Consider the following 26601-nt stretch of genomic DNA (forward strand, 5'->3'; position numbering starts at 1 on the left):
GCTATTTCGGCTCCACCGGCGCCCCGGCTTCCCTCCACGCCTTGAAGCCGCCTTCCACGTGCTTCACCGGCTTCAGCCCCATGTCCATGGCGGTGGCGGCGCTCAGCGCCGAACGCCAGCCGCCCGCGCACAGGAAGATGAAGGTCTTGTCCTCGGCGAACACGGGCTTGAAATAGGGGCTTTCCGGGTCGATCCAGAATTCCAGCATGCCGCGCGGGCAGTGGAAGGCACCGGGAATGCGCCCCTCGCGCTCCAATTCCCGCGGGTCGCGCACATCCACCAGCACGCTTTCGCCCTCGGCCATGAGCTGCGCCGCCTCCTGGGGCTTCAGCGCCTCGACACGAGCATTCGCCTCGGCCAGCAGCGCCTTGTAGCCACGGGTGATGGTCTGGGGCATGATTCTCCTCCCTTGTTCTGTGATTTGCGGCGAGGAGAAGCCGCGCCCTCGGCGCTGTCAAGGTGCCGGGCGCGCCAGAACGCGCCGGGGCCGTACGCTTACCGGGCTGCCTCAGCCAGCAGGCTCAGCGCCACCAGCACCGCGCGGCGGCGGATCTCGGCGCGGCCGAGTTCGCCGAAGCGCATCTCGCAATGGCGGATCGTGCCATCGGGGCGGACGCAGGCGAAATGCACCAGCCCCACCGGCTTCTCCGCGGAGCCCCCACCTGGCCCCGCGACCCCGGTGGTGGAAACGGAGGCGCTCACGCCCGCCGCGGCGCGGGCGCCTTCCGCCATGGCGCAGGCGGTTTCGCGGCTCACCGCGCCATGGGCGGCGAGTATCGTCTCCCGCACGCCCAGCATGGCCGTCTTGGCCGCGTTGGAATAGGTCACGAAGCCCCGGTCCACCACGTCGGAGGAGCCCGGAACGGCGGTGAGCGCGCCGGCCACGAGGCCCCCGGTGCACGATTCGGCGGTCGCGATCGTCCAGCCCCTCTCGCGAAACGCATCCAGCACCGCCTCGGCTGCGGCGTAGGTCTCGGCATCGATCATGCGTCGTCCTCCGTGAAGGGCAGGCGGACGGTGGCGCCGGCCATGGCGGCGATGCCTTCCCGCCGGCCGGTGAAGCCGAGCTTCTCGGTAGTGGTGGCCTTCACGCTCACCCGGCCCGCGGGCACGCCGGCGATGCGCGCCACCGCCGCGCGGATGGCCTCGCGGTGCGGGCCCACCTTCGGCGCCTCGCAGATGATGGTGAGGTCGAGATGCGCGATGCGCCCGCCGCGCGCCGCCACCAGGCCAGCCGCATGAGCGAGGAAGCGGTCGGAGGAGGCGCCCTTCCATTGCGGATCGGAAGGGGGAAAATGGGAGCCGATGTCGCCATCGCCCAGGGCGCCCAGAATCGCATCGGTGAGGGCGTGGAGGCCCACGTCCGCGTCCGAGTGGCCGGCAAGGGCGAAGCCGTGGGGAATGGCGACGCCGCCCAGCATCACGTGGTCGCCGGGGGCGAAGGCATGCACGTCGAATCCGGTGCCCATGCGCACGTCCGGCAGGTCCGCGAGGGAACCGGCGAGGGCCGCGCGCCCGGCTTGTGCGAGGTCTTCCGCGGATGTGAGCTTCACGTTTGCGCTCTCCCCCTCGAAGGTCGCCACCGAGTGGCCGGCCCATTCCATCACCGCCGCGTCGTCGGTGAGGTGGGTGATGCCCGCGGCCGCCGCTGCCTCGTGGGCGATGGACAGGGCGTCGAGATCGAACGCCTGCGGCGTCTGCACCGTGCGCAGCGCGGCCCGGTCCAGCGTGGCGGCGACGAGGCCCGTGTCGCCCACCGCCTTGATGGTGTCGGTCACGGCCAGCACGGGAATGGAGGCATCATATCGCCCGGCGGCCGCGATGGCACGCGAGATCAGCGCCGGTGAGACGAAGGGGCGGGCGGCATCATGCACGAGGACGCTGCACGGGGATTGGGCGGCGATGGCCCGGAGCCCCGCACGCACCGAATCCTGGCGGGTGGCGCCGCCCGCCACGGGTGCCAGCATCTTGGGCAAATCCCGCGCGGCTTCCGCAAAGAGGTCCGAATCATCCTTATGAATGACCGCGAGCACCGCGGTGACGTCCGGATGCTCCGCGAACCGCCGCAGCGTGCGCCGCAGGACGGATTCGCCGCCCAGCATGCGGTATTGCTTGGGCAGGGGCCCGCCGGCGCGGGTGCCGCGCCCGGCCGCGACCACGATGGCGATGCAGCGCCTGGAATTGTTCATGGGCGTGTCTTTCCGGCGGTCTGTGCGTCGAGGCGTCTTGCGCCGCGTCGTCCCGGCGCCTTTCAAGCGCGCCCGCCGCGCGTGCGCAAGGGCGGGCGGAAAGCATGCGCCCGGTGGCCGCATTTCGTGCCGCGCCGCACATCTGCGCACAGTGCACTTGCACGGTCGCTACAAATGTCTAAGATATAGGCAACACTCATCCGGCCCATTTTCTGTGCATCAAAACGACACCTCTTCACCCATGATATCGCCGTGCATGACGCTGCGGATCGGTCCGCACGTCCTGCCGAATGCGGTCATCCTCGCCCCCATGGCGGGCATCACCGATGCGCCCGTGCGGCGCATGGCGCTGCGCCTTGGCGCGGGGCTCGCGGTTTCCGAGATGGTGGCGAGCAATGCCCTGCTGGAGGGCCACCCCGAGATGGTGCTGCGCGCCGAAGGGGAGGGCGTGGCGCTGCATGCCGTGCAGATCGCCGGCAATGACCCCTACTGGATGGGCGAGGCGGCGCGCATGGCCGAGGCCGCCGGTGCCGCCCTCATCGACATCAACATGGGCTGCCCGGCGAAGCGCGTCACCACCGGCGCGGCCGGCGCCGCTCTGCTGCGGGACCTGCCGCTCGCCAGCCGCATTCTCGATGCGGTGCGCGCGGCGGTGAGCGTGCCTGTAACGGTCAAGACCCGTCTTGGCTGGGACGAGGCGGGCCCCACCGCCGTGGCCCTCGCCCGCATGGCCGAAGCGGCCGGCCTCGCCATGGTGACGGTGCATGGGCGCACCCGTTGCCAGTTCTATACCGGCCGGGCCGATTGGGCGGCCATCCGCGCGGTGAAGGCGGCGGTGAGCATCCCGGTGATCGCCAACGGCGATCTGGCGCGCGCGGAGGATGCCGCGCCCATGCTTGCCGCCTCTGGCGCCGACGGGGTGATGATCGGCCGTGGCGCGCAGGGGCGCCCGTGGTTTCCCGGCCAGGTGGTCCGCGCGCTCACGGATGGGCATGTCCCGCAGGACCCGCCGCTCGCCGTGCAGCGCGATATCCTGCTGGAACTCTACGAGGCGTGGCTCGCGCTCTACGGCGTCGGCCTCGGCCTGCGCCAGGCGCGCAAGCATGTGGGCTGGGCGCTCGATGACGCCGGCGGGCAGGGCGCGGAGTGGACCCGGCGCTGGCGCGGGCGGCTGCTCACGTCCGAAGATCCGGTTGCCGTAAGGGCGGGCATCGCCGCCGCCTATGACGAACTCATGTGGAGGGCTGCGGCATGACGGCCGAAGCCAGGAAGATGACCAACAAGAACAAGTCGCAGCAGGACCAGGAATCGTGCCTGACACGGGCCATCCTGGATGCCGTGCCCCATCCGCTGTTCACTATTTCCGACACCGGCCACGTGGTGGATGCCAACACGGCGGCGGAAGCCTTCTTCGAGGTGAGCGCGCCGCTGCTGCGGCGCCGCCCGTTCACGGAGTTCGTGCCGTTCGGCACGCCGCTGCTCGGCCTCATCGAGCAGGTGCGCCAGCGCGGCGCGCCGGTGAACGAGTATCGCGTGGACCTCGGCACCCCCCGCAACGGCGGCGAGCGCATCGTGGACATCCATGTGGCGCCCGTCTCGGAGCGGCCGGACCATGTGGTGGTGATGCTCCAGGAGCGCACCATCGCCGACAAGATGGACCGCCAGCTCACCCATCGCGGCGCCGCCCGCTCGGTGAGCGCGCTGGCCTCCATGCTGGCGCACGAGATCAAGAACCCGCTTTCAGGCATCCGAGGCGCCGCCCAGCTCCTGGAGCAGTCCGCCGGCGACGAGGACCGGGCGCTGACCCGTCTCATCTGCGACGAGGCCGACCGCATCGTGAAGCTGGTGGACCGCATGGAGGTGTTCTCCGACGAGCGCCCGGTGGAGCGCGAGCCGGTGAACATCCATGCGGTGCTGGAGCATGTGCGCACGCTGGCCATGAGCGGCTTCGGCCGCAACATCCGCTTCGTGGAGGAATACGACCCCTCCCTGCCGCCGGTGTTCGCCAACCGCGACCAGCTGATCCAGGTCTTCCTCAATCTGGTGAAGAACGCGGCGGAGGCCATCGACGGCGATCCGGACGGCGAGATCCAGCTCACCACGGCCTTCCGGCCCGGCGTGCGGCTCACCGTCCCCGGCGCCTCCTCCAGGGTGAGCCTGCCGCTCGAGTTCTGCGTGCGCGACAACGGCAAGGGCGTGCCGGAGGATCTCGTGCCCCACCTGTTCGATCCGTTCGTGACCACCAAGCCTACCGGCAGTGGCCTCGGACTTGCTTTGGTCGCGAAGATCATCGGCGACCACGGCGGCATCGTCGAATGCGAGAGCCAGCCGCGCCGCACCACATTCCGCGTGCTCCTGCCCATGTATCGCGGCAAGAGCGCCGCCCGAGAGGCCAACTGAGGTGTCCATGCCCACCGGAAGCATCCTGGTCGCCGATGACGACGCCGCGATCCGCACCGTGCTCAATCAGGCCCTGTCGCGGGCCGGATATGAAGTGCGCTCCTGCGGCAACGCTGCGACCCTCTGGCGATGGGTGAGCCAGGGCGACGGCGACCTCGTCATCACCGACGTGGTGATGCCCGACGAGAACGCCTTCGACCTGCTGCCGCGCATCAAGAAGGCGCGGCCGGACCTGCCGGTCATCGTCATGAGCGCGCAGAACACCTTCATGACCGCCATTCGCGCGTCCGAGCGCGGGGCCTATGAGTATCTGCCCAAGCCGTTCGACCTGAAGGAGCTCATCTCCATCGTCGGCCGCGCCCTCGCGGAGCCGAAGAAGGGCGACAGCGCCGTGCTCCTGCCGGAGGAGCAGGACAACATTCCGCTGGTGGGCCGCTCGCCGGCCATGCAGGAGATCTACCGGCTGCTCGCGCGGCTGATGCAGACCGACCTGACCGTGATGATCGTGGGCGAGAGCGGCACCGGCAAGGAACTGGTGGCCCGCGCGCTCCACGATTACGGCAAGCGGCGCACCGGTCCGTTCGTGGCCATCAACATGGCCGCCATTCCGCGCGATCTCATCGAATCGGAGCTGTTCGGCCACGAGAAGGGCTCGTTCACGGGCGCCACCACCCGCAATCCCGGCCGGTTCGAGCAGGCCGAGGGGGGCACCCTGTTCCTCGACGAGATCGGCGACATGCCCATGGAGGCACAGACCCGCCTCCTGCGCGTGCTCCAGCAGGGCGAATACACGACGGTGGGCGGGCGCACGCCCATCAAGACCGACGTACGCATCATCGCCGCGACCAACAAGGATCTGCGCACGCTCATCCAGCAGGGGCTGTTCCGCGAGGATTTGTTCTTCCGCCTCAATGTGGTGCCGCTGCGTCTTCCACCACTGCGCGAACGCTCGGAGGACGTGCCCGACCTCGTGCGCCACTTCTTCCTGCAGGCGGAACGTGAAGGTTTGCCGGCGAAGCAGATCGATGCCGCCGCGCTCGACCGGCTGAAGCGCTACCGTTGGCCGGGCAACGTGCGCGAGCTGGAAAACCTGGTGCGGCGCCTGGCGGCGCTGTACCCGCAGGAGGTCATCACCACCGCCATCATCGACGCGGAGCTTTCCGAGCCGATGCCCAGCGCGCTGACGGAGGAGGGGCCGGTGGACGCCACCCTCTCAGCTTCCGTGGAGCGGCACCTGAATAATTATTTTGCCGGCTTTGGAGAGGATCTGCCGCCGCCCGGCCTCTACCACCGCATCCTGAAGGACGTGGAATATCCCCTTCTTTCCGCGGCGCTGGCGGCTACGCGAGGCAACCAGATCAAGGCGGCGGAGCTGCTCGGGCTCAATCGCAACACCCTGCGCAAGAAGATCCGCGACCTCGACATCCAGGTCATCCGCACCAGCCGGTGAAAAGCTGCCGGGCGCCGCGAGGGCGCCCGGCCGGCCTCTGCGCTTTTCCTCACCTGTGATCGAGACGACCCCGCCCGGGTGCCGAAATCTGGCCGCGTCCCAAGCGCGGCTGGCCTGAGGTGTGTCGCCTGTGATGCATCGCGCCAAGCCTTGATGGAGCGCGGGTCCGGTCTTCGCCGACACGTTGGCGTCACCGGCGTGCAACACCCATGCGATGCCGCCGGCTACCGTTCGCTTTCTGTGCGGCTGGGTACAAGTTGCCGCGTCGCTGGCGAATGTCACATTTTTGCACCAGTGTCGTTCCACTGCATCACCGGCTGCATGTCATGCCGGGGCGATGAGTCGCGTGGCGTGGGGCCAAACCGAATCCGAGGGACGACCGACACATGATCGAAGCGCCGGCCGACGACGCCAAGGGGTTGCTCAGGCCCCGCCGCAGGATGTTGGCGCGCATGTTCGCTCCCGCCGTGGTCACCCTCTCCCTGGCGCTGGCGATCGCGGCCTTCCTTATTCTCATGGGCCTGACGCGGATCGTGCCCTCGCCGCAGGTGGTGGTGGGAGTGCTGACCGGGTGCGGCGTCGCCGGGCTGGCACTGCTCGCCATCATCGGCCGCGAGCTGTGGGGCATCTTCCGGGAGCGGGCGCGCGGGCGGGCGGCGGCGCGGCTGCTGATCCGCATCGTCGGGCTGTTTGCGGTCATCGCCACGGTGCCCGCGGTGATGGTGGCCATCGTGGCGAGCCTCACGCTCGACCGTACCCTCGACCGCTACTTCTCCACGCGCACCCAGAACATCGTCGCCACCGCAGGCTCCGTGGCGCAGAACTATCTGCGCGAGCATGCGCTTTCCATCCGCGGCGATGTCCTGGCCATGGCCAATGACATCTCCCGCCTGCGGCCGCTCTATGACAGCGACAAGGAGAAGTTCCTGCAGATTTTCACCGCCCAGGCGGCGCTGCGGAACGTGCCCGGCGCGCAGATCATCCGGCGCGACCTGACCACGGTGGAGCGGGCCAACCTGCGCACCGAGCGCGAGTATCTGGTGCCCGAGAACATCGCCGTCAACGATGCCAATTCCGAGCAGCCCATCATCTACCTGCCCTCGGATGCGGACTTCGTGGGCGCGGTGGTGCCGCTCGGCAATTTCGACGACATGTTCCTCTATGTGGCCCGCCCCATCGATCCGCGCGTCATCGGCTACCTGAAGGTCACCCACGAGACGCTGATGGACTACCGGGCGCTGGAGGAGCGGCGCTTCAACGTGCAGCTCGCCTTCGGGCTGATGTATGCGCTCGTCACGCTCATCGTGCTGCTGTCGGCGGTGTGGCTGGCCATCAACTTCGCCCGGTGGCTGGTGGCGCCCATCCGGCGGCTGATGTGGGCGGCGGAGCGCGTGGCCGGCGGCAATCTCGACGTGCAGGTGCCAGTCCATAAATCGGAGGGCGACCTCGCGAGCCTCGCGGAAACCTTCAACACCATGACCTCGGAGCTGAAGACCCAGCGCAACGACATCGTGCGCGCGCGCGACCAGATGGACAGCCGCCGCCGCTTCACGGAGGCGGTGCTGGCCGGTGTCGGCGCGGGGGTCATCGGCCTCGACGCCGAAGAGCGCGTGACCATCCTCAACCGCTCCGCCGAGCGCCTGCTCGGCCTCAGCGAGGCGGAGGCCCTTGGCCGCAAGCTCGCGGAGGTGGTGCCCGAGACAGCGGCCCTGATCGCGGAAGCCGAGCATGCCGGCCAACGGATCGTGCAGGGCAACATCACCCTCCAGCGCGAGGGGCGCGAGCGGGTGTTCGCCATGCGCGTCACCACCGAGCAGTCTTCCGAGGCAGACCACGGCTGGGTGGTCACCCTCGATGACATCACCGCCCTCATCACCGCCCAGCGCACCTCGGCCTGGGCCGACGTGGCGCGGCGCATCGCCCACGAGATCAAGAATCCGCTCACGCCCATCCAGCTTTCCGCCGAGCGGCTGAAGCGCAAGTACGGGCGTCACATCACCCAGGATCGCGACGTGTTTGACCAGTGCACGGATACCATCATCCGCCAAGTGGGAGACATCGGCCGCATGGTGGACGAATTCTCGTCGTTCGCCCGCATGCCGAAGCCCGTGGTGGATGCGCAGGACCTCGCCGAGACCATCCGCCAGACGGTGTTCCTGATGCGGGTGGGGCATCCCGCCATCACCTTCGAGACCGAGCTTCCCACCGCCCTGCCGGCCCGCTACGACCGCAGATTGGTCTCGCAGGCGCTCACCAACATTCTCAAGAATGCCGCAGAAGCCATTGATGGTGTTCCAGAAAACGAGCGCGCCGCGCCGCGCATCAAGGTGAAGGCGGAGCAGGTGGGCGAGGACCTTGTCGTCGACGTGATCGACAACGGCATGGGCCTGCCCCAGGACAAGCGCAACCGGCTGCTGGAGCCCTACGTGACCACCCGCGAGAAGGGCACCGGCCTCGGCCTCGCCATCGTGGGCAAGATCATGGAGGAGCACGGCGGCTCCATCGAACTCAACGATTCACCGGAAGGGCGCGGCGCATGGATCCGCCTGCGCCTGCGGGTCGACGGCCAGCCGGGCGGCAGCGCCCCGGCGGCACAGACGCCGCCTTCCGCACCTGCCTCCGGGAGAGCCTGAGACATGGCCATGGACATCCTCATCGTCGACGACGAGGCCGATATCGGCGAACTGGTGGCCGGCATATTGGAGGACGAGGGCTATTCCGCCCGCACCGCGCGCGACGCCGACGGCGCGCTTGCCTCCATCGCCGCGCGCCGGCCCAACCTCATCTTCCTGGACATCTGGCTGCAGGGCAGCCGGCTGGACGGCCTGGAATTGCTGAACGAGATCAAGGCACAGTATCCGGATGTTCCGGTGGTGATGATCTCCGGCCACGGCAACATCGAGACCGCGGTCGCCGCCATCAAGCGCGGCGCTTATGACTTCATCGAGAAGCCCTTCAACGCCGATCGGCTGGTGATGGTGGCCGAGCGCGCCCTTGAGACCCTCCGCCTCAAGCGCGAGCTGAAGGAGCTGAAGCAGCTCGCGCCCCATGCCCGGGCGCTGATCGGCCGCTCCAGTGCTATCCAGCAGCTGAAGTCCACCATCGAGCGGGTGGGGCCCACCAACAGCCGCATTCTCATCGTCGGCCCCTCCGGTTCCGGCAAGGAGCTCGCCGCGCGGATGATCCACGCCGCATCCGGCCGCGCCCAGGGGCCGTTCGTGGTGCTCAATTCCGCGGCCATCACCCCGGAGCGGCTGGAATACGAGCTGTTCGGCGTCGCCGACGGCGACGGCCGCGAGGCCAAGCGCGGCGCGCTGGAAGAGGCGCATGGCGGCACCCTGTTCCTGGACGAGATCGCCGACATGTCGCGCGAGACCCAGAACCGCGTGCTGCGGGTGCTGGTGGAGCAGATCTTCACGCGCATCGGCTCCAGCGAGAAGGTGAGCGTGGATGTGCGCATCATCTCGTCCACCGCCCGCAACCTGGAAGACGAGATCGCCAGGGGGCTCTTCCGCGAGGATCTCTACCACCGCCTCTCGGTGGTGCCGATCCGCGTGCCGCCCCTGGCCGAGCGGCGCGAGGACATTCCCGACCTCGTGGAATTCTTCATGGACACCATCTCCCAGACCACCGGCATGCCGCGCCGCCCCATCGGCGACGACGCCATGGCGGTGCTGCAGAGCCACGACTGGCCGGGCAACGTGCGCCAGCTCCGCAACAATGTGGAGCGGCTGCTGATTCTGGCCGGCGGCGATCCCGAAGCCACCATCACCGCCGCCATGCTGCCGCAGGACGTGGGCGCCCTGGTGCCGAGCCTGCCCAACGGCAACGGCGGCGAGCACCTCATGGGCCTGCCGCTGCGCGAGGCGCGCGAGGTGTTCGAGCGTGAATATCTCGCGGCGCAGATCAACCGCTTCGGCGGCAACATCTCGCGCACGGCCGAGTTCGTGGGCATGGAGCGCTCGGCCCTGCACCGCAAGCTGAAGGCGCTCGGCGTGGGCTAAGGGGGATGACGGTCCGCGAGCGGACTCGTCATCGGCTTCCGAAGCGCCTAGCTTCGGGCGGAATCGGGCCGCCGCGCGGGGGCTTTGCCGGCGGATGGCCGGACATGCGCGGCGGACGGGACGCGGGGGAGCCGGAACCGGCGGGTTCCGGCAGGCAAGGGGGGCTCCATGAGGGTCGTGATCTGCGGGGCGGGGCAGGTGGGTTTCGGCATCGCCGAGCGCCTCGCCGGTGAGCAGAACGATGTGTCGATCATCGATTCCGACGCCCGCCGCATCCAGGCCGTCACAGAGCAGCTCGACGTGCGCGGGGTGGTGGGCTGGGGCTCGCACCCGGACATCCTGGCCCGCGCCGGCGTCGAGCAGGCGGACATGCTCATCGCGGTCACCCTGCACGACGAGGTGAACATGGTGGCCTGCCAGGTGGGCCACGCGCTGTTCAACGTGCCCACCAAGGTCGCCCGCATCCGCGCGCAGACCTATCTCCAGCCCGAATGGCGCGACCTTCTCTCGCGCGATCACCTGCCCATCGACGTGGTCATCTCGCCCGAGATCGAGGTGGGCGAGATGGTGCTGCGGCGCCTCTCCCTGCCCGGCGCCATGGATACGGTCTCCTTCGCGGACGGGGCCATCGTGGCGGTCGGCGTGCTGTGCGGCGAGGAGTGTCCCATCCTGGACACGCCGCTCAGCCAGCTCACCCAGCTGTTCCCCGACGTGCAGGCGACCATCGTCGCCCTGGGGCGCAAGGGCCGCACGATGGTGCCGCGCTCCACGGACCGGATCGAGGTGGGCGACGTCGCCTATTTCGTCGCCAAGGCGGACCAGGTGCAGCGGGCGCTGGCGCTGTTCGGCCATGACGAGGTGCCGGGCCAGCGCATCGTGGTGGCCGGCGGCGGCAATATCGGCTTCTACGTGGCGAGCGAGCTCGAGCGGCGAAATCCCGCCGCCCGCATCAAGGTCATCGAGCGCAGCAAGGACCGCGCGCAGGCCATCGCCGAGCTGCTGTCGCGCACGGTCGTGCTCAATGGCGATGCCCTGGAGCGCGCCATACTGGATGAGGCGGGGGTCGGCGAGGCCGACACCATGATCGCCCTCACCAATGACGACCGCATCAACATCCTCTCCTGCCTGCTCTCCAAGCAGATCGGCGCCAAGCGCATCCTGGCGCTGCTGAACGAGCAGGGCTATGCCACCTTCGCCCGCGGGCTCGGCATCGACGCCCACGTGAACCCGCGCCAGATCACCGTCTCCAAGGTGCTTCAGCATGTGCGGCGCGGCCGCATCCGCGGTGTTCACGCCCTGCTCGACGGCACCGGCGAGATGATCGAGGCCGAGGCGCTGGAGACCTCGCCGCTGGTGGGCAAGACGCTGCGCGACCTCGACCTTCTGGACGGCCTGCGCATCGGGGCCATCGTGCGGGGCGGGCAGGTGATGCAGCCGCGCGGCGATTTCGTGGTGCGCGCCCACGACCGGGTGGTGCTGTTCGCCCTCGCGGACCGGATCAAGCGCGTGGAGCAGCTGTTCCGCGTCGCGCTCGAATTCTTCTGAGGGAGCGGGCGCCATGATCAACGCGGCCCGCCCGCTCGCCGCGGCCCTGGCGGCCCTCGGCCTCCTGGTGCTCATTCCGGCCGTGGTGGAAGCCCACGAGGGCGGCCCCTTCCTGGCCGTCTACCTCGCCACCAGCGGCTGCTGCCTGTTCCTGGCGCTCATGGTGCGCTTCATCACCGACGGCAGCGGCCTGCATTTCCGCCGGGCGCACGGCCTCGCCGGGCTGACGGTGCTGTGGCTGGTGCTGCCGCTGGCCGCGACCCCGGCGGTGGCGCTCACCTCCGGCCTGTCGCCGCTCGCCTCCTGGCTCGAAGCGGTCTCAGCGCTCACCACAACCGGAATCACCTCGCTGCGCCACGCGCCGGCGAGCCTCTATGTGTGGCTCGCGTTGCTGCAATGGTGCGGCGGGCTCCTCACGGTGGTGTCCGTGGTGGCGGTGCTCGCCCCGGCCGGCCTCGGTGGCCTGCCGGATCGCACGCCGAAGGGCGGCGTCGCCCTCGATGCTGTGGACCTCAAGGGGGTCGCCCTCGATACGACGCCGATCTATCTGGCGCTCACGCTGCTGGCGCTGCTGGTGCTGATGCTGGGCGGGCACAGCCTCTATGTCTCCTTCACCCTCGCCACGGCGGTCGCCTCGGCCGGCGCCCACCTGCCGCCCGAGGCGCAGCTTGCGCTGGCGCTGGAGGAGAGCCCGAAGTGGCTGCTCCTGCCCTTTCTGCTGTGGAGCGCCACCTCCGTCCGCTGGCACCGCGCGCTGGTGACACGGCGCACCCATGCGGCGCCCGAGCAGAAGGAGAGCCTCGTCATCCTCGCCTATTGGGCGGTGCTCGGTGTGGTGCTGGGGGCGTTTCTGTTCCGCGGTTCGGACGTGCCACCCCTGGCGGCGCTGCGGGATGGCCTGTTCACTGCTGCCTCGCTCATCTCCACCAGCGGCATCGGCCCGCACGACGGCACCTATGCCAACCTGCCGCTCGGGTTGGTGATCGCGGTGGTGCTGCTCGGCGGCGGGGCGCTCTCTGTGGCGGGGGGCCTCAAGATGCTGCGGCTCAGGGCCATGCTGCTGCGGATGCGGGGTGACCTGCTGCGGCTCGTCTATCCCCATCTCGTGCAGCCGGCATCGCTGGGGGAGGGGGGCGTGGGCTCCGCCATGCGCGGCGTGTGGGTGGGAGCGGCAACGCTCTTCGCGGTGTTCGGCGCGCTCATCGTGGCCCTCGCGCCGGGTCTCCCGAGCTTCGACGCGGCGCTCGCGGCCAGTGCCGCCGTCATCAGCAATACCGGGCCTGTCTATGACGCGGGCGGCGCCTGGCCGGCCCTGGGCAGCCTGCCTGTCGCCTCCGTGCTGGCCGCCGGCTTCGGCATGATCGCCGGACGGCTGGAGGTGATCGGCTTTTTCGTCATGCTTCACCTCGCCATGTGGCGCACCTGAAGGCGGGGGAATCCGCTATAAGGCGCGCGAAATGATCGTCCGGGTATCTCCATGTCCCGCATTGCCTATGTGAACGGCAGCTACGTGCCGCACCGCGACGCCTCCATCCACGTGGAGGACCGCGGCTATCAATTTGCCGATGGCGTCTATGAGGTGTGCGAGGTGCGCGGCGGCCGCCTCGTGGACGTGCGGCGCCATCTCGACCGGCTGGATCGCTCCCTGCGCGAGCTGAGGATCGCGGCGCCCATGAGCCGCGCCGCCCTCACCCTGGTGCTGCGCGAGACCGTGGCGCGGAACCGGGTGATGAACGGCATGGTCTATGTGCAGGTGACACGCGGCGTCGCCCGCCGCGACCATCCCTTTCCGCCGCCGGAGACGCCGCCGAGCGTGGTGGTCACCGCCCGCCGCTCCGATGTCGCGGCGCAGGAGGCGGCCGCCGCTGCCGGCGTCAAGGTCATCAGCGTCCCGGAGAATCGCTGGCCGCGGGTGGACATCAAGACCGTGGGCCTTCTGCCCAACGTGCTGGCCAAGCAGGCCGCCAAGGAGGCCGGCGCGCGCGAGGCATGGTTCGTGGATGCGCACGGCCATGTCACCGAGGGTGCCTCCACCAACGCCTGGATCGTCACCCCAGACCGAACCATCGTGACCCGGCCGGCGGAGGAGGGGATCCTGCGGGGCATCACCCGCACGGTGGTGCTCGAAGAGGCGCACGCGCTGGGTTACAGCGTCGCGGAGCGGCCCTTCACCCTGGCGGAGGCGCACGGCGCGGCGGAAGCCTTCATCACCGCGGCCTCCACGCTGGTGATGCCGGTGGTGGCCATCGACGGCCAACCGGTAGGCGAGGGCAGGCCCGGGCCGGTGGCGACCGCACTGCGGCGGAAATTCCATGATTTCACGGAGTTTTCCGATTGATCGTGGCGGCATGCGCCGGTCCGGCATGGCAAAATGATATTGCACTGCCGTTCACGTATGCCATTGTAAGCCCATAACTCCCATGGAGCATCGAGCGACGCATAATTGCATCGACCATGGGTTCAACGCCGAAACAAATGGACACGAAAATGGCGGCGGAACGGACACAGAATCTTCAAGACACTTTTCTCAATCACGTCCGCAAGAATAAGACTCCCCTCACGATTTTCCTGGTGAACGGGGTGAAATTGCAGGGCGTCGTTACCTGGTTTGATAATTTCTGCGTGCTGCTGCGGCGCGATGGCCATTCTCAGCTCGTCTACAAGCACGCCATTTCCACCATCATGCCCGGCCACCCGGTGCAGTTGTTCGATCCGACCGACGAAGGAACGGAAAAGGCCTGATCGGCGTTATGATGGCTTCAGCCGCGGGTGCCCGCGATGGGCATTTTCGTGAAAGGCGTTCATGACGGGCGTTCATGAGCAGAAGAAGCGGGGCGGCCTTCCCGCCTCTGCTTCGCGGGAGAGCTCCTCCGGAGCCGGCGTCGATCGCCGCGCGCCGCCGACGCGGTGCGCGGTCATCACGCCCTATCTCACCAAGCGGGCCCTGCGCGGTGCCACCGAGCGGCGTGAGCCCCAGGCGCGGCTGGATGAGGCCGTGGGCCTCGCCGCCGCCATCGACAATCTCGACGTGGTCTATTCCGGCCTCGTGCCGCTTTCCGACATCCGTCCGGCGACCTACCTGGGCGCGGGAAAGGTGGAGGAGATCGCCGGGGTGGTGACGGCCGAGGCGGTGGACCTCGTCTTCTTCGATTCGGCCCTGAGCCCGGTGCAGCAGCGCAACCTGGAAAAGGCATGGTCCACCAAGGTGGTGGACCGGACCGCGCTGATTCTCGAAATCTTCGGCCAGCGCGCCCGCACCAAGGAGGGCGCGCTGCAGGTGGAGCTTGCCCACCTGAACTACCAGCGCTCGCGCCTTGTGCGCTCCTGGACCCATCTCGAGCGCCAGCGCGGCGGCTTCGGCTTCCTCGGCGGCCCCGGCGAAACGCAGATCGAGGCGGATCGCCGGCTCATCGGCGAACGCATCGTGCGGATCGAGAAGGAACTGCAGCAGGTCAAGCGCACGCGCGGCCTCCACCGCGCCAGCCGCAAGCGCGTGCCCTATCCGGTGGTGGCACTGGTGGGCTATACCAACGCCGGAAAATCCACTCTGTTCAACAGGCTGACCCAGGCGGACGTGACCGCGCAGGATCTCCTGTTCGCCACCCTCGACCCAACCCTGCGCGCCGTGGACCTGCCCCATGGCACGCGCATCATCCTGTCCGACACGGTGGGCTTCATCTCCGACCTGCCGACCCAGCTCGTGGCCGCCTTCCGCGCCACGCTGGAAGAGGTGCTGGAGGCGGACCTCATCCTCCATGTTCGCGACATTTCCCACCCGGATACCGAAGCCCAGGCCGCCGACGTGGCGGATGTGCTCGCGGAACTGGGCGTGGAGGTGGAGCCGGGCGGGCGCGTGGTGGAGGTCTGGAACAAGATCGACCGCCTTGCGGATGAGGCACGGGAAGCGGTGCTCAACAGCGCCCGCCGCGTGGCGGGGGCGCAGGCGCCGGTGGTCGTTTCCGCGCTGACCGGGGAGGGGAGCGCCGATCTGCTGGATGTGGTGGAGCGGCGCATCACGGCCGGGCGCTCCACCCTTGCCGTCACCCTGGCGGCCGAGGATGGCGAGGGCATGGGCTGGCTCTACCGCCATGGCGAGGTGCTGGAACGAACCCTGGAGCCGGATGGCGCCATGCAGGTGACGATCCGCGTGGCGCCCGAAAAGGCTGCGCTGGTGAAGCGCCGCTTCGGCACGCGCAGGGTCCACGGCACCTGAGGGACGCCCACCCTTTGTTCAGGCCGCGCCTTTCTCGGGGATGGGCGCCTTTTCCGCCCGCTTCGCCTCTTCCCAGAGCGCCTCCATGCGGGCGAGCCCGGCCGCGTGTGGGGGCGTGCCTTCCTGCGCAAGGCTGCGCTCGATATGCCCGAAACGGCGAACGAACTTGTCATTCGTTCCCCGCAGCGCCGCCTCCGGATCGACACCGGCATGACGGGCGAGGTTCGCCACGGCGAACAGGAGATCGCCGATCTCGTCCCGGACCGCGGCGATACCCTGGTGATTCAGCGCTTCCTCGACCTCGTCCGCCTCTTCCCGGATCTTGGCCAGGACTTGCCGGGCGTCGTCCCAGTCGAAGCCCACGCGCGCGGCTTTCTCCTGCAGCTTCAAGGCCCGGGTGAGGGCAGGGAGGGGCAGGGGCACGCCGCCGAGCACGCCCCCGTCGTCCTCCGGCGCCTGCCCTGCCGTCGCCCGTCGCGCCGCCTTTTCCGCCTTCTCCTCGGCCTTGATCTCAGCCCAAAGCGCCTTCACGCGGTCCGGCTCGAGGGCGCGCGCATCGCCGAACACGTGCGGATGGCGACGGATGAGCTTGGTGGTTATGGCCTCCACCACGCCGCCGAAATCGAACACTCCACGCTCCTGCGCCATTTGGGCGTGAAAGACCACCTGCAGCAGCAGGTCGCCCAGTTCCTCCCGAAGGTCGCCCAGATCCTCGCGCGCGATGGCGTCCACCACCTCGTAGGCCTCCTCGATCGTGTAGGGGGCGACGGTGGCGAAGGATTGCTCCAGATCCCAGGGGCAGCCCGTATCCGGTGCGCGCAGCGCGGCCATGATCTCGATGAGGCGCGCGATGTCGCGGGAGGCTTCCATGGGCTTCTCCTTTCGGCTGGAACGCCGCACTCTACGCCCCCCGCGACGCGGAAGCGATGTGGTTTCCCTCCCTGAGGCCGGCCTCTCCATGACACCAGAGAACGATCCCCGATCCGACCCCGCCATGACCGGAGGCGTGCGCCCCGGCGAGCACGGGATCGACCTGCCGGACCGTTATGATGCTCATATCTATTTCATCGGGCGGGTGCGCACGCCGTGGCGCATCCGGGCGGAATGCCCCAGGCAGGGCGACGCGATTTCCGGTCCCGTCTGCACTCTGGAGATCGAGCCGCGTTGGGCCGAGGCGCTCACCGGAATAGCCGGTCATGCACGGCTCCAGGTGCTGTACTGGATGGATCAGGCCCGGCGCGACCTGGTGCTCCAGATCCCGCGCGGACAGCAGCCTGCGGGCACCTTTGCCCTGCGCTCACCGGCGCGGCCCAATCCTATCGCATCCTCCATCGTCACTCTGCTCGGGGTCGACGGCCTGACCATTTCCGTTCGGGGCCTGGACTGCATCGACGGCACGGCGCTGGTCGACCTGAAGCCGGAGCATGCCCCGCAAACGCCGGCCTGAAGGGGCAGGGCAGGCCACCGCGGAGCAGACGAGGCATCCCGGTGGCCAGCGCGTCCGAAACATGAGCGCCGGGATGCCTACCTGCCCGACCAAAGCCATTTAGATGGCGGCATCTAGATACCATTTAGGCGTCGCCAAAATGATTCGCAGAAGAGATATTATGGAACTACGACGCGCTGTTTCGCGATAGTATGACAGCATGCTGTCATTTATGGTGGCGAGCTCTATGGCGCCGTGCGCGCCATCGCATCGATGCTTGAGATTTACAATAAAGTTATTAATAAACAATGTGATGGGTCGGACACCGCAAGTGGCGCGGCAAGCGGACTGCCTGCCGGCTGCGCCGCTCTCATATGGTAAACGGCGATTTATGAGCCGGCTGCCATGCCTCGCCCACCGCCTCCGTTGGCACGGTGAACGACAGGCCATCGAACGCTGGCTCCACAGTGGGCGGCAACCGGCGCTTCAATGTCGCATAGTCGAGATCGGTGTGAAGGTCGGTCAGGATGGCGCGGCGCGGCCTCAGGACGGCGATGTGATCGAGCGCGTCCGAGACCGTGAAGTGGGATGGATGCGGCGCCTCCCTCAGCGCGTCGACAATCCATGTGTCGAGGCCGTGCAGGCGCGCCAGAGAGCCTGCGGGAATGCCATTCACGTCGCTGGAATAGGCCATGCCGCCAAAGCGGAAACCGAAGGAATCGATATCCCCGTGGTGCTGACGGAAGGCCAGCGCCACGATAGGCCCTCCCGGCCCCTCGATGACGATCTCATCCCCATCCTGGAAGCGATGCGCGTTGAGGATGGGTGGATATGCGCTGCCGGGCGGGGTTTCGAAGCAATAGCCGAAGCGCTTGCGCAGAGCCCGTAGCGTGTCGTCATCGGCATGAATGTCGATCCGGCGACGATGCTCGATGGCGAGCGGCCGCAGATCGTCGATGCCATGGGTATGGTCGGCATGGGCGTGGGTAAACAGAACCGCGTCTAGGGTGCGCACATCGGCACCCAGAAGCTGCTCGCGCAGATCGGGAGAGGTGTCCACCAGTACCTGGGTGGTGCCGTGAGGCCCTCGCCGGGCCACCAGGATGGAGCAGCGCCGACGCCGGTTGCGGGGCTCGTCAGGATCGCAGGCGCCCCAGCCCTGCCCCACGCGTGGCACACCGCCCGACGAACCGCATCCCAGGATCGTGACATGAAGGGATGCGTGGTGGGGCGACGTCGGGTGGGGCATGGACAACCTCGCTGGCGAAGCGGCAGGCGGCTGAGAGCGAGCTCAGCGGAGGATTCTGCCGGATCGGCATCTAACCCGCCTTCGGTCGCCCGCTCAAATCCATAGGTGCCCCGCCCTCCCCTCGTCACCGCCTTGGCGCGGCGTTAGGCCAGTTCGCACATTCTCCTGCCCCAGCATCCACAATGCGGGACATCGCGGGAATGGAAGGAGGCTGGAACCGGCAATGAAGGAAGAAGGCTGATAAATGGTCGGAGCGAGAGGATTTGAACCTCCGACCCCTAGTCCCCCAGACTAGTGCGCTAACCGGGCTGCGCTACGCTCCGACTTGAGGCGAGTGCTTAGACCATCCCTCCGCCCTCGACAAGCCCATTTCCGAATGACGCCTCGGCCATCCCCAATCATGACCTCAACCTGTTGATATCTTGGATGGACTCAGAGCGAGGCTCGTCAATTACGTCTGAAATGTGACGCCCTGCCCCATCCGGGACCCCTGATCGGGACATTGTGAACACATTTCGCCGGCAATTGGGACTGTCCTCAACAACAGGAAGAACGGACGCATGAAGAAACGCGTGGTCCTGTCCTGTGCGGCTCTGAGCCTGATGGCGTTCGCGCCTGGATCGAGTCGGGCAGACACCTCCACCGGCATCGCCTCTTACTATTGGCAAGGCCAGCGCACTGCGAGCGGAGAACGGTTCAACCCGGGCGAGATGACAGCCGCCCACCGCTCCCTCCCCTTCGGAACGAAGGTGCGCGTCACTAACCTGCGGAATGGCAAAAGCGTCGTCGTGCGTATCAACGACCGTGGGCCATACATCCGGGGACGCATCATCGACGTCTCCCGGGCCGCGGCAAGCCATCTCGGCTTTACCGGACACGGGGTCACCCGTGTCAGCCTCGCCGTCACGAACTGAAATAGGCGTCGTCAAGCGTTCTACAAGGGTCGGGAAGGGAAAAGTCCCTTCCCGACCTTTTCACACCTGCCCGGATTCGGCTTGCGGCTCCGTCACGTCCCGCAGCAATCGACGGCATTCCCCCAATTCGTAGAGGGTCGCCTGCAGGCGGTGCACATCGTCCCGCGAGAGAACGGGCTGCACACCGCCCTGCCCCACTGGCCGTTGCGGCTCCGCGCGCAGGTGCGGCGGCAGGTAAGGATCAATGGGCGCGCCCTGCGCCACGGGTGCCTCGAACGGCTCGCGGCCCTGCCAGAACGCACCGGCCGGCTGCTGAGCATGATGCTCCCGGCTCGCCTGCGGCGCAGGACGGCTCCACGGCCCCATGCCCGCAACAGGAGCGTGCGGTGGCGGATTTGCCGGGCCGGCGAATGGTGCCGGCGGATCGGCAGGAAAATCATCCTCCAAGGGGCCCGTCAGCGGCCCGACGCGCCGCACGGGGGCTTCCGGGGCAACCGGCCCCGCAACCCGCGCAGCAGCGGCCGGCGCCGGCCGCTGCTGCGCGGCGGGTGCCGGCCTGGTGGCGGCCTCTTCGGTCATCGCGGGTGCCTTGCGGGCGGCAGCGAGCGGTGCGGGCATGATGTCCTCGTGATCCATCGAAGGAGGCAGGCGCACGGCGCTCGCGAAGCTCGATGCGCCGGCCAGCGTCCCCATTCCGAGACGGGCGGAGACGGGCGCCTTGACCTGGAACGGCGCGGCAGCCGCCTGCGGCTGGAAACGATGCGCAGGCGCCTCCCTGGGCGGCTCATCCTCCCAGGTGCCAGCGTCGTCCTCCGACCAGGGCGCGGATTCGTCATCGCTCGCGTTGTCGAGGGCGGCGCCATCATCATCGTACCAGCCCGCGCTCTCCTCCTCGGCCGCATAGCCGCTCTCGGCATCGTCAGCCGAAATGTCCTCCTCGTCCCCCCAGGCACCAGAGGCATTGGCCTCCGGCGCGGCGCGGGCCTCGTCGGCGGGGCTGAGGTGCTCATGCCAAACCGCAAGATCGTGCTCGACGGCGGCGGACGCCCGCGCGAGTTCCGGCCATGCCGTGGTCGAGGCACGCGGAAGCGGCGGCTCATGCCGGGTCATCACAGGGGCGGGCGGCTCTTCGGCCGGCGCATCGGCGTGACGGCGTCGCAGCTTCGGGGGAAGATACTCTTCCGGCGGCCCGGCCTCGCGCTCTTTCAACCGCCGGATACGTTCCTCCAGTGGCGCGGGCGCAGCGGGCGCCTCGGGCTCCATGAAGGGCAGGAGCGGATCGGAAAACTCCTCGTCAACTGGCGCCGTCGCCACCCGCGCCGCCGGCCCCCGCGTGGGGCGGCGCTGCACGACGGGCGCGGGATGCGCCACCCGCGGCGGCGCGAAGGAGGGAGCCGCATTCGCAGCCACCCTGTCGTCCGGCGCCGGATCCTCGGGGGCGACGGCGCGACGGCGACCGGCCTCCGGAGCGCGGCTCTCCACACGCGGCGCGAAGGCCGTCGGCTCGTCCTCAAGCTCCTCGACGTCATCGACAGGGGCACGGCGCGCGCGCGGCGCATCGGTCAGGCGCGGCTCGCGATGCCGGGGCTCGGCCACATAGTCGCGCTCCTCGTAGATGCGCTCCTCGAAAACCCCATCGTCATAGCGGCGTTCCGCCAGGCGGCGTTCACGCGTGCGCGGCGGCAGCGGCGCCACCGGCTCACCACGGTCGGCGGCGAGGTCACGATCGGCGTCGGCATCCGGAAACGGAAGCGGCAGTTCCACATCGCGCGGCAGGGGGTCGAGCGCGGGATCGTCATTGCCCTTGCCGCGGCGGCGGGGCAGCAGGCCGAGCAGCCCGCCGAGAATGTCGCCATCCTGCGCGCTGGCCGGGCGCTCGGCTGGGGCCGAGCGCATGACAGCGACATCACGTTCGACGCCGACATCCTGGACGTGCCGAATCCCCTGTTCCTTCAGGATCTTCTGCACGCCTTTTATGGTGTAGCCTTCACGGTAGAGGAGCTGCTGGATACCGCGCAGCAGGTCCACGTCCTCGGGACGATAGAAGCGCCGGCCGCCGGCGCGCTTCACCGGCTTAATCTGGGGAAAGCGCGTTTCCCAGAAGCGCAGCACGTGTTGCGGCAGATTGAGGTCTTCGGCGACCTCGCTGATGGTCCGGAAGGCGTCCGGATCCTTTTCGGTCTCGCGCGCGTCGCCCACCTTGCCTCGTCCTCTGCCTGCCCGGCCCGCTCAGCGGCGACGATTCCGCCGAATCGTGCCATTCCGAATACGGAACACAGGAATCATACCGGCATTGGCATAGCGCGAAAAGGTAAGGTAAAATGTAACGTTATCAATCCTCATCCGCACCGTCGGGCAGGGTGCCGTTGATGCGGTGCTTGAGGATGCTGGACGGCTTGAACACCATCACACGGCGCGGCTCGATGGGAACTTCCTGACCGGTCTTGGGATTGCGGCCGATGCGCTCGCCCTTCTCGCGGACCACGAAGGAGCCGAACGAGGAGAGCTTCACCGTCTCGCCCCGCGCGAGGCAATCGGCGATCTCCTTCAGCACCTGCTCCACCAGAGCGGCGGATTCGGTGCGCGAGAGCCCCACCTGCTGATAGACGGCCTCACACAGATCCGCCCGCGTCACAGTCCGACCAGCCATTTGTTTCCCCGACCCCTAGAGAGCCCGCCGCGGAAGCCAGGGGCGATGCTCGACAGCTCCGGCTCTCAATCCTCACGATTTCAACCCGGTAAGGCTTCACCATGATGACGGTGCACCGTCCATCGCTCCGCTCAAGGAGGGAGCGCGGCTGCGAAAAGAAGCCTAGCCGCCGGCCATCGGCCCGGTCAACGCAATTCACCAATGCGGCAAGGGCCAAAAGCCTGGAAATCCTACCAGCGCAGCAGCGCCGACCCCCAGGTGAAGCCGCCGCCCATGGCCTCGAGCAGCACGAGATGGCCCCGCCGCACGCGCCCGTCCCGCCAAGCGACGTCCAGCGCCAGGGGAATGGAAGCGGCGGAGGTATTACCATGGAGATCGACGGTGGTCACCACCTTCTCCGGCGCGATAGCCAGCTTCTGCGCGCTGGCATCGATGATCCGGCGGTTCGCCTGGTGCGGCACGAACCAGTCGATACTATCCGCGCTCTCGCCCGTGGCGGCGAAGGCATCGGTGATCACGTCGGTGATCATGCCCACCGCGTGCTTGAACACCTCGCGCCCTTCCATCCGCAGATGGCCGACCGTGCCGGTGGAGGACGGGCCGCCGTCCACATAGAGCTTGTTGCGATGGCGCCCGTCGGAGCGCAGGTGCGTGGTGAGCAGCCCCGTGGCCCCCGCGCTCTCCTGCGGCTGGGCCTCCAGGACCATGGCGCCGGCGCCGTCTCCGAACAGAACGCAGGTGCCCCTGTCCTCCCAGTCGAGGATGCGGGAGAAGGTCTCCGCGCCGATCACCAGCGCGCGCTTGAAGGCGCCCGTCTTCAGGTGCGCATCGGCGGTGGCGAGCGCGAAGACGAAGCCGGAGCAAACCGCCTGGACATCGAAGGCCGCGCCATGGGTGATGCCGAGCTCTGCCTGCACGGTCACGGCCGTAGCCGGAAAGGTCTGGTCGGGCGTGGCGGTGGCGAGCACGATCAGATCGATATCGCCGGGCTCCAGGCCCGCATCGGTCAGAGCGCGGCGGGCGGCCACCAGGGCGAGGGCGGAGGTGCACTCGCCCTCTGCCGCGATGTGCCGCTGGCGGATGCCCGTGCGCTGCACGATCCACTCGTCGGAGGTGTCGAGGCGCTCCGACAGCTCGGCGTTGGTGACGACCCGCTCGGGGAGATAGGAGCCGATGCCCCGCGCGACAGACCTGATCCCGCTCACGATTGACCTTCCACCCCAACAGGCTGGGCCACCGGCGCCACCGATGCCGCATGACCGACGAGACTTTTTTCGATGCGCGCCAGAATCTCGTAGCGCACCATGTCGTAGGCGACATCCACCGCGGAGGCGAAGCCTTCCGCATCGGTGCCGCCGTGGCTCTTGATGACGATGCCGTTGAGGCCGAGGAACACGCCGCCGTTGGACCGGCGCGGGTCCATCTTTTCGCGGAGCGCCTGGAAGGCGTCACGTGCGAACAGATAGCCGATGCGCGCCCGCAGCGAGCGCCCCATGGCGGCGCGCAGGTAGGAGGCGAGCTGCTTGGCTGTTCCCTCGGCGGTCTTGAGCGCGATGTTGCCGGCGAATCCCTCGGTCACCACCACGTCCACGGTGCCGGCGCCGATGTCGTTGCCCTCCACGAAGCCGTGGTAGTTCACGCCCCAGTTCTCTTCGCGCAGGATGCGCGCGGCTTCCTTCACCTCCTCGACGCCCTTGATCTCCTCGACGCCGACATTGAGCAGGCCGACGGAGGGATTCTCGATGTCGAACAGCACGCGCGCCATGGCGGAGCCCATCACCGCCATTTCCACGAGGCTCTTGGAGGTGGCGCCGATGGAGGCGCCCACGTCGAGCACCACGCTCTCGCCGCGCAGCGTGGGCCAGATGCCCGCGATGGCCGGTCGGCTGATGCCCGGCATGGTGCGCAGGTTGAAATTGGCCATGGCCATGAGCGCGCCGGTGTTGCCGGCGGAGACGGCGGCATCGGCCTCCCGTAGCTTCACGGCATCGATGGCCCGCCACATGGAGGATTTGTAGCGCCCGCGCCGCAGCGCCTGGCTGGGCTTGTCGTCCATGCCCACCACCACCTCGGTGTGGACGACGCGGGAGGCGGCCGCGAGCTTGGGGTGCGCCGCCAGCAGGCCCTTCAGCCGGGCCTCGTCCCCATAGAGGATGAAGGTCGCGTCGGGATGGCGGCCGAGGGCGATCTCCGCACCGGAAAGAACCGTCTCCGGACCATGGTCTCCTCCCATGGCGTCGAGAGCGATGCGGACGGCTGCGGTCATTTAGAAAGCGAGTCCCATTGTTTCACACATGCCGGGTGGCCGGGGGCCGGACCGGACGACAGCCGCCGAAGCGGTGCACCGGAGCGGTTCGGTCCGAGTCTCAGCACCTTCATACCTTTATGCAGGGCGGATGACGACGGTCGTGGCGAGGTCCGGGATGCCGCGACGCGCCGCCGCGTCAAGGCGGGCGGACAATAGCGGCTCACGGGCGCATGGCAAGGGCGCTTTGCCCCCACGGCCGCGCGCGCAGGGCCCTCGCGTCAATCCCTGTCGTTCGGGCCCTTCAGCCGCGAAAGGGCGGAAAATGGCGAGATCGCCGCGGCGTCCTCCGCCGGTGCCTCGAACACGACGCCCGGCTTGCGCGGATAAGGATCTATCCCCAGCGCGAGGAATTCGCTCGCGAGGGCTCCGAGGTCGATGGCGCCGTTCTCGATCTCATCGGGGGGATCGTAGCTTTCGTCTTCCTCGGCCCCGGGCGGCACAGCGGTGCCGGCCGGCACGAAGTGCACCTCGATCTCCTCCCGCACCGGCGCCTCGAACGGCTCCAGCGTGACGCCGCAGGCCTGCACCACCGCAGCCTCGAGCCGGCCTGTCACACGCAGGCCGTCAGCCCCCTCCGGCGCCACGTGGAGCATGGCGGCGAACGCGGGCACGGCGATGACGCCCATGTGCCGCGCGAGGCTGGCGCGTTCAGCCTCGCTGGTCTCTATGCGCACGTCGACGCCGTGCGGCGGCACCTCCGCGACACTGAGAACGTGGCGGAGCGGAAGATCGGTGAGGGGCGGTTGGGTCATGGCTTCAGCCTCGCATCGCCTCGGGCGCCGGCAGGTCGAGCGCGCCGCGCGCCAGGGTCTCGAAGGGCGCCGCGGCCAAGGCGCGCACGGCAGCGCGGACATAGGCGGCGAGCGCGCGGGAATGATCGGCGGCGGCGCCGGTGTCCGCCTCCAGGATGTTGCGCGCGAGGGCGGTCTCGAGCAGCGTGTTCTCCTGCGCGGCCAGCGCGGCGTCATAGGCCGCGGCGCGGCCGTAGAAGGCGGCGCCGATCTTCTTCATCTTCTTGGGCACCGAGAGGTCACCCACCCCCATTTCGCGCAGGGTGCCGTCCATGTCGGAGGCGAAGGTGTCGAACAGCTCCTGCGAGAGCGCGCGCTCCCCTTCGCTTCCGCCCTTCAGGCGATGGCAGACGAGAATCGTGTGCAGAAGCACCATCTCGAAGCGGCCCTCCAGCGTGTCCGGCACGCCGAAGTCGGTATAGAACGCCTCTCGCCGCGAGAGCGCCACGATCGCGCCATACAGGCGCTCAATGGTCTCGCGGCTCTTTGAGGGGCGGAACAGTTTGAACATCGCATCCTTGAAGGATCGGCCGGAATGCGCCAAAGCGCGATCCGGTGCTCGGGCGAGGGAAGTGTCGCGAGCGGGGTAGCGCGGCGCCGGCCGTGGCGCAAGACTCCGCGTCGCGGTCATCGGCCGAACAGTCGAGGAAGCATAGCACGGGCGCCGTCGCTCGTGTGGTATGTCAACCGGGCGGGGCCTCCGGCCACAGGCTGGGGACATCAAAAGATGGGGATGCGTGTGGTGACACGGCACATGGGACATTCGCGGCAGGCAGCGCAAGGTGAAGCCGAGGCGATCCGTGACCGGCGCGTCGGGCGGGCGGGCGCGGCGCTCGCCCTGCTCCTGGCCGCCACCACCCTCTCCGCCTGCGCCAACATCGTCGGCGGCAGCGGCACCTCGCTCTCCGGCGTCACCCGCACCTACCAGCGCGGCTACGTGCTGAGCGAGGGCGCGCTGGACCAGGTGCCGGTGGGATCGAGCCAGGAACAGGTGCTGCTCGTGCTTGGCACGCCCTCCACGGTCGCCACCGTGAACGGGCAGGTCTTCTACTACATCTCCCAGACCGCCCAGAAGGTGGCCTTCCTGAAGCCGGAGATCACCGAGCAGAAGGTGCTCGCCATCTATTTCGACAAGAACAACCGCGTGAGCCGCATCGCCCAGTACGGGCTGAAGGACGGCAAGGTGTTCGACTTCGTGTCGCAGACCACGCCCACGAGTGGCGAAGACCTGAGCCTGGTGCAGCAGCTCATCGGCCTCGTCAGCTTCTGACGCGCCTGCGCGGAGTCCGCTCTCGGGCTGGCTCCGCGCACGGTCTTCAAGGATGGGTTTCCGGTGCATTCGCTCCGCAGGAGCGAAATCACGGCCGCGGCGCGATCGCGGCCGGACTCTTTACCTGATGATTTGACATAGCTCTGTCCATGCGGAGGCGCAGCTTCGCCGGAATGCGGCGCCGGAGTCTTG

At 68.4% G+C, this 26601-nt stretch carries 23 protein-coding genes, 1 tRNA gene and 1 pseudogene; 13 read left to right on the plus strand and 12 right to left on the minus strand.

Annotated elements, in window-relative coordinates; translation table 11 throughout:
* Position 1 precedes the first annotated feature (1 nt).
* The 3 genes from V5F75_RS13785 to V5F75_RS13795 form a co-directional block, all read right to left on the minus strand.
* Positions 2 to 397, minus strand: coding sequence for a rhodanese-like domain-containing protein (locus V5F75_RS13785; protein ID WP_394034433.1), 396 nt, complete (start codon positions 395 to 397; stop codon positions 2 to 4).
* Between the two features lie 98 nt (positions 398 to 495).
* Positions 496 to 987, minus strand: coding sequence for a CinA family protein (locus V5F75_RS13790; RefSeq protein ID WP_394034432.1), 492 nt, complete (start codon positions 985 to 987; stop codon positions 496 to 498).
* Positions 984 to 2189, minus strand: a complete 1206-nt coding sequence (locus V5F75_RS13795) for a bifunctional 2-C-methyl-D-erythritol 4-phosphate cytidylyltransferase/2-C-methyl-D-erythritol 2,4-cyclodiphosphate synthase (RefSeq protein WP_394034431.1) — start codon at positions 2187 to 2189, stop codon at positions 984 to 986. The genes V5F75_RS13790 and V5F75_RS13795 overlap by 4 nt, the downstream gene beginning before the upstream one ends.
* A 256-nt stretch (positions 2190 to 2445) precedes the next feature.
* Here V5F75_RS13795 and dusB point away from each other — a divergent pair, with 256 nt between their 5' ends.
* From dusB to hflX, 10 genes are all read left to right on the plus strand, one after another.
* A complete protein-coding gene (gene dusB, locus V5F75_RS13800; protein WP_394034430.1) occupies positions 2446 to 3444 on the plus strand; it encodes a tRNA dihydrouridine synthase DusB in 999 nt (332 codons plus the stop codon).
* Between the two features lie 17 nt (positions 3445 to 3461).
* Complete coding sequence (locus V5F75_RS13805) at positions 3462 to 4589, plus strand: two-component system sensor histidine kinase NtrB (RefSeq protein WP_394034700.1); 1128 nt, start codon at positions 3462 to 3464, stop codon at positions 4587 to 4589.
* Positions 4590 to 4596: 7 nt separating this feature from the next.
* Entirely contained in the window at positions 4597 to 6039 is a 1443-nt protein-coding gene (gene ntrC, locus V5F75_RS13810; protein ID WP_393988256.1) for a nitrogen regulation protein NR(I), read from the plus strand.
* 452 nt (positions 6040 to 6491) lie between these two features.
* Complete coding sequence (locus tag V5F75_RS13815; protein ID WP_394034429.1) at positions 6492 to 8672, plus strand: sensor histidine kinase NtrY-like; 2181 nt, start codon at positions 6492 to 6494, stop codon at positions 8670 to 8672.
* A 3-nt stretch (positions 8673 to 8675) separates the two neighbouring features.
* A complete protein-coding gene (ntrX, locus tag V5F75_RS13820; RefSeq protein ID WP_394034428.1) occupies positions 8676 to 10043 on the plus strand; it encodes a nitrogen assimilation response regulator NtrX in 1368 nt (455 codons plus the stop codon).
* Positions 10044 to 10211: 168 nt separating this feature from the next.
* Positions 10212 to 11588: a Trk system potassium transporter TrkA gene (gene trkA, locus V5F75_RS13825; RefSeq protein ID WP_394034427.1), complete on the plus strand. Its 1377-nt coding sequence runs from the start codon at positions 10212 to 10214 to the stop codon at positions 11586 to 11588.
* Between the two features lie 13 nt (positions 11589 to 11601).
* Complete coding sequence (locus tag V5F75_RS13830) at positions 11602 to 13014, plus strand: hypothetical protein (protein WP_394034426.1); 1413 nt, start codon at positions 11602 to 11604, stop codon at positions 13012 to 13014.
* 51 nt (positions 13015 to 13065) lie between these two features.
* Entirely contained in the window at positions 13066 to 13926 is an 861-nt protein-coding gene (locus V5F75_RS13835; RefSeq protein WP_394034425.1) for a D-amino-acid transaminase, read from the plus strand.
* Between the two features lie 149 nt (positions 13927 to 14075).
* Positions 14076 to 14330 carry an RNA chaperone Hfq gene (gene hfq / locus V5F75_RS13840; protein ID WP_393988250.1) on the plus strand — a complete coding sequence of 85 codons (255 nt, stop codon included), beginning with the start codon at positions 14076 to 14078 and terminating at the stop codon, positions 14328 to 14330.
* Positions 14331 to 14391: 61 nt separating this feature from the next.
* Positions 14392 to 15801, plus strand: a complete 1410-nt coding sequence (hflX, locus tag V5F75_RS13845; RefSeq protein ID WP_394034424.1) for a GTPase HflX — start codon at positions 14392 to 14394, stop codon at positions 15799 to 15801.
* A gap of 18 nt (positions 15802 to 15819) precedes the next feature.
* Here hflX and mazG read toward each other — a convergent pair whose 3' ends face one another.
* Positions 15820 to 16671 carry a nucleoside triphosphate pyrophosphohydrolase gene (mazG, locus tag V5F75_RS13850; RefSeq protein WP_394034423.1) on the minus strand — a complete coding sequence of 284 codons (852 nt, stop codon included), beginning with the start codon at positions 16669 to 16671 and terminating at the stop codon, positions 15820 to 15822.
* Positions 16672 to 16759: 88 nt separating this feature from the next.
* Between mazG and V5F75_RS13855 the strand changes: the two genes are divergently transcribed.
* A complete protein-coding gene (locus V5F75_RS13855) occupies positions 16760 to 17248 on the plus strand; it encodes a TrmO family methyltransferase domain-containing protein (protein ID WP_509212077.1) in 489 nt (162 codons plus the stop codon).
* 349 nt (positions 17249 to 17597) lie between these two features.
* Here V5F75_RS13855 and V5F75_RS13860 read toward each other — a convergent pair whose 3' ends face one another.
* A complete protein-coding gene (locus tag V5F75_RS13860; RefSeq protein ID WP_394034421.1) occupies positions 17598 to 18476 on the minus strand; it encodes an MBL fold metallo-hydrolase in 879 nt (292 codons plus the stop codon).
* Between the two features lie 245 nt (positions 18477 to 18721).
* Positions 18722 to 18799, minus strand: a tRNA-Pro gene (locus V5F75_RS13865).
* A 237-nt stretch (positions 18800 to 19036) separates the two neighbouring features.
* Between V5F75_RS13865 and V5F75_RS13870 the strand changes: the two genes are divergently transcribed.
* The gene (locus tag V5F75_RS13870) at positions 19037 to 19390 is read left to right on the plus strand and encodes a septal ring lytic transglycosylase RlpA family protein (protein ID WP_394034420.1); all 354 of its coding nucleotides are present in this window, start codon (positions 19037 to 19039) and stop codon (positions 19388 to 19390) included.
* Between the two features lie 1926 nt (positions 19391 to 21316).
* Here the strand turns inward: V5F75_RS13870 and V5F75_RS13875 are convergent.
* The 6 genes and pseudogenes from V5F75_RS13875 to V5F75_RS13900 form a co-directional block, all read right to left on the minus strand.
* Positions 21317 to 21589, minus strand: a pseudogene (locus V5F75_RS13875) (MerR family transcriptional regulator); the annotation flags it as partial.
* 133 nt (positions 21590 to 21722) lie between these two features.
* Positions 21723 to 22040, minus strand: coding sequence for an integration host factor subunit alpha (locus V5F75_RS13880; RefSeq protein WP_394037447.1), 318 nt, complete (start codon positions 22038 to 22040; stop codon positions 21723 to 21725).
* A gap of 230 nt (positions 22041 to 22270) precedes the next feature.
* Positions 22271 to 23245 (minus strand): beta-ketoacyl-ACP synthase III, encoded by a 975-nt coding sequence (locus tag V5F75_RS13885; protein ID WP_394037445.1) that lies wholly within the window; start codon positions 23243 to 23245, stop codon positions 22271 to 22273.
* Positions 23242 to 24306 (minus strand): phosphate acyltransferase PlsX, encoded by a 1065-nt coding sequence (gene plsX / locus V5F75_RS13890; RefSeq protein WP_394037443.1) that lies wholly within the window; start codon positions 24304 to 24306, stop codon positions 23242 to 23244. The genes V5F75_RS13885 and plsX overlap by 4 nt, the downstream gene beginning before the upstream one ends.
* 260 nt (positions 24307 to 24566) lie before the next feature.
* Positions 24567 to 25100 (minus strand): YceD family protein, encoded by a 534-nt coding sequence (locus tag V5F75_RS13895; protein WP_394037441.1) that lies wholly within the window; start codon positions 25098 to 25100, stop codon positions 24567 to 24569.
* A gap of 4 nt (positions 25101 to 25104) precedes the next feature.
* Positions 25105 to 25650 (minus strand): ubiquinol-cytochrome C chaperone family protein, encoded by a 546-nt coding sequence (locus V5F75_RS13900; protein ID WP_394037439.1) that lies wholly within the window; start codon positions 25648 to 25650, stop codon positions 25105 to 25107.
* A gap of 243 nt (positions 25651 to 25893) precedes the next feature.
* Here V5F75_RS13900 and V5F75_RS13905 point away from each other — a divergent pair, with 243 nt between their 5' ends.
* A complete protein-coding gene (locus V5F75_RS13905) occupies positions 25894 to 26409 on the plus strand; it encodes an outer membrane protein assembly factor BamE (RefSeq protein ID WP_394037437.1) in 516 nt (171 codons plus the stop codon).
* Positions 26410 to 26601: the final 192 nt, after the last annotated feature.

The sequence above is a fragment of the Xanthobacter albus genome (genome assembly GCF_043194895.2).
Lineage (GTDB): Bacteria > Pseudomonadota > Alphaproteobacteria > Rhizobiales > Xanthobacteraceae > Xanthobacter.

What these genes read in the sequence shown, in the direction of transcription:
- V5F75_RS13785 (WP_394034433.1), bottom strand. Translation starts at nt 397, where the DNA reads ATGCCCCAGACCATCACCCGTGGCTACAAGGCGCTGCTGGCCGAGGCG.
- V5F75_RS13790 (WP_394034432.1), bottom strand. Translation starts at nt 987, where the DNA reads ATGATCGATGCCGAGACCTACGCCGCAGCCGAGGCGGTGCTGGATGCG.
- V5F75_RS13795 (WP_394034431.1), bottom strand. Translation starts at nt 2,189, where the DNA reads ATGAACAATTCCAGGCGCTGCATCGCCATCGTGGTCGCGGCCGGGCGC.
- dusB (WP_394034430.1), top strand. Translation starts at nt 2,446, where the DNA reads ATGACGCTGCGGATCGGTCCGCACGTCCTGCCGAATGCGGTCATCCTC.
- V5F75_RS13805 (WP_394034700.1), top strand. Translation starts at nt 3,462, where the DNA reads ATGACCAACAAGAACAAGTCGCAGCAGGACCAGGAATCGTGCCTGACA.
- ntrC (WP_393988256.1), top strand. Translation starts at nt 4,597, where the DNA reads ATGCCCACCGGAAGCATCCTGGTCGCCGATGACGACGCCGCGATCCGC.
- V5F75_RS13815 (WP_394034429.1), top strand. Translation starts at nt 6,492, where the DNA reads ATGTTCGCTCCCGCCGTGGTCACCCTCTCCCTGGCGCTGGCGATCGCG.
- ntrX (WP_394034428.1), top strand. Translation starts at nt 8,676, where the DNA reads ATGGCCATGGACATCCTCATCGTCGACGACGAGGCCGATATCGGCGAA.
- trkA (WP_394034427.1), top strand. Translation starts at nt 10,212, where the DNA reads ATGAGGGTCGTGATCTGCGGGGCGGGGCAGGTGGGTTTCGGCATCGCC.
- V5F75_RS13830 (WP_394034426.1), top strand. Translation starts at nt 11,602, where the DNA reads ATGATCAACGCGGCCCGCCCGCTCGCCGCGGCCCTGGCGGCCCTCGGC.
- V5F75_RS13835 (WP_394034425.1), top strand. Translation starts at nt 13,066, where the DNA reads ATGTCCCGCATTGCCTATGTGAACGGCAGCTACGTGCCGCACCGCGAC.
- hfq (WP_393988250.1), top strand. Translation starts at nt 14,076, where the DNA reads ATGGCGGCGGAACGGACACAGAATCTTCAAGACACTTTTCTCAATCAC.
- hflX (WP_394034424.1), top strand. Translation starts at nt 14,392, where the DNA reads ATGACGGGCGTTCATGAGCAGAAGAAGCGGGGCGGCCTTCCCGCCTCT.
- mazG (WP_394034423.1), bottom strand. Translation starts at nt 16,671, where the DNA reads ATGGAAGCCTCCCGCGACATCGCGCGCCTCATCGAGATCATGGCCGCG.
- V5F75_RS13855 (WP_509212077.1), top strand. Translation starts at nt 16,760, where the DNA reads ATGACACCAGAGAACGATCCCCGATCCGACCCCGCCATGACCGGAGGC.
- V5F75_RS13860 (WP_394034421.1), bottom strand. Translation starts at nt 18,476, where the DNA reads ATGCCCCACCCGACGTCGCCCCACCACGCATCCCTTCATGTCACGATC.
- V5F75_RS13870 (WP_394034420.1), top strand. Translation starts at nt 19,037, where the DNA reads ATGAAGAAACGCGTGGTCCTGTCCTGTGCGGCTCTGAGCCTGATGGCG.
- V5F75_RS13880 (WP_394037447.1), bottom strand. Translation starts at nt 22,040, where the DNA reads ATGGCTGGTCGGACTGTGACGCGGGCGGATCTGTGTGAGGCCGTCTAT.
- plsX (WP_394037443.1), bottom strand. Translation starts at nt 24,306, where the DNA reads ATGACCGCAGCCGTCCGCATCGCTCTCGACGCCATGGGAGGAGACCAT.
- V5F75_RS13895 (WP_394037441.1), bottom strand. Translation starts at nt 25,100, where the DNA reads ATGACCCAACCGCCCCTCACCGATCTTCCGCTCCGCCACGTTCTCAGT.
- V5F75_RS13900 (WP_394037439.1), bottom strand. Translation starts at nt 25,650, where the DNA reads ATGTTCAAACTGTTCCGCCCCTCAAAGAGCCGCGAGACCATTGAGCGC.
- V5F75_RS13905 (WP_394037437.1), top strand. Translation starts at nt 25,894, where the DNA reads ATGGGACATTCGCGGCAGGCAGCGCAAGGTGAAGCCGAGGCGATCCGT.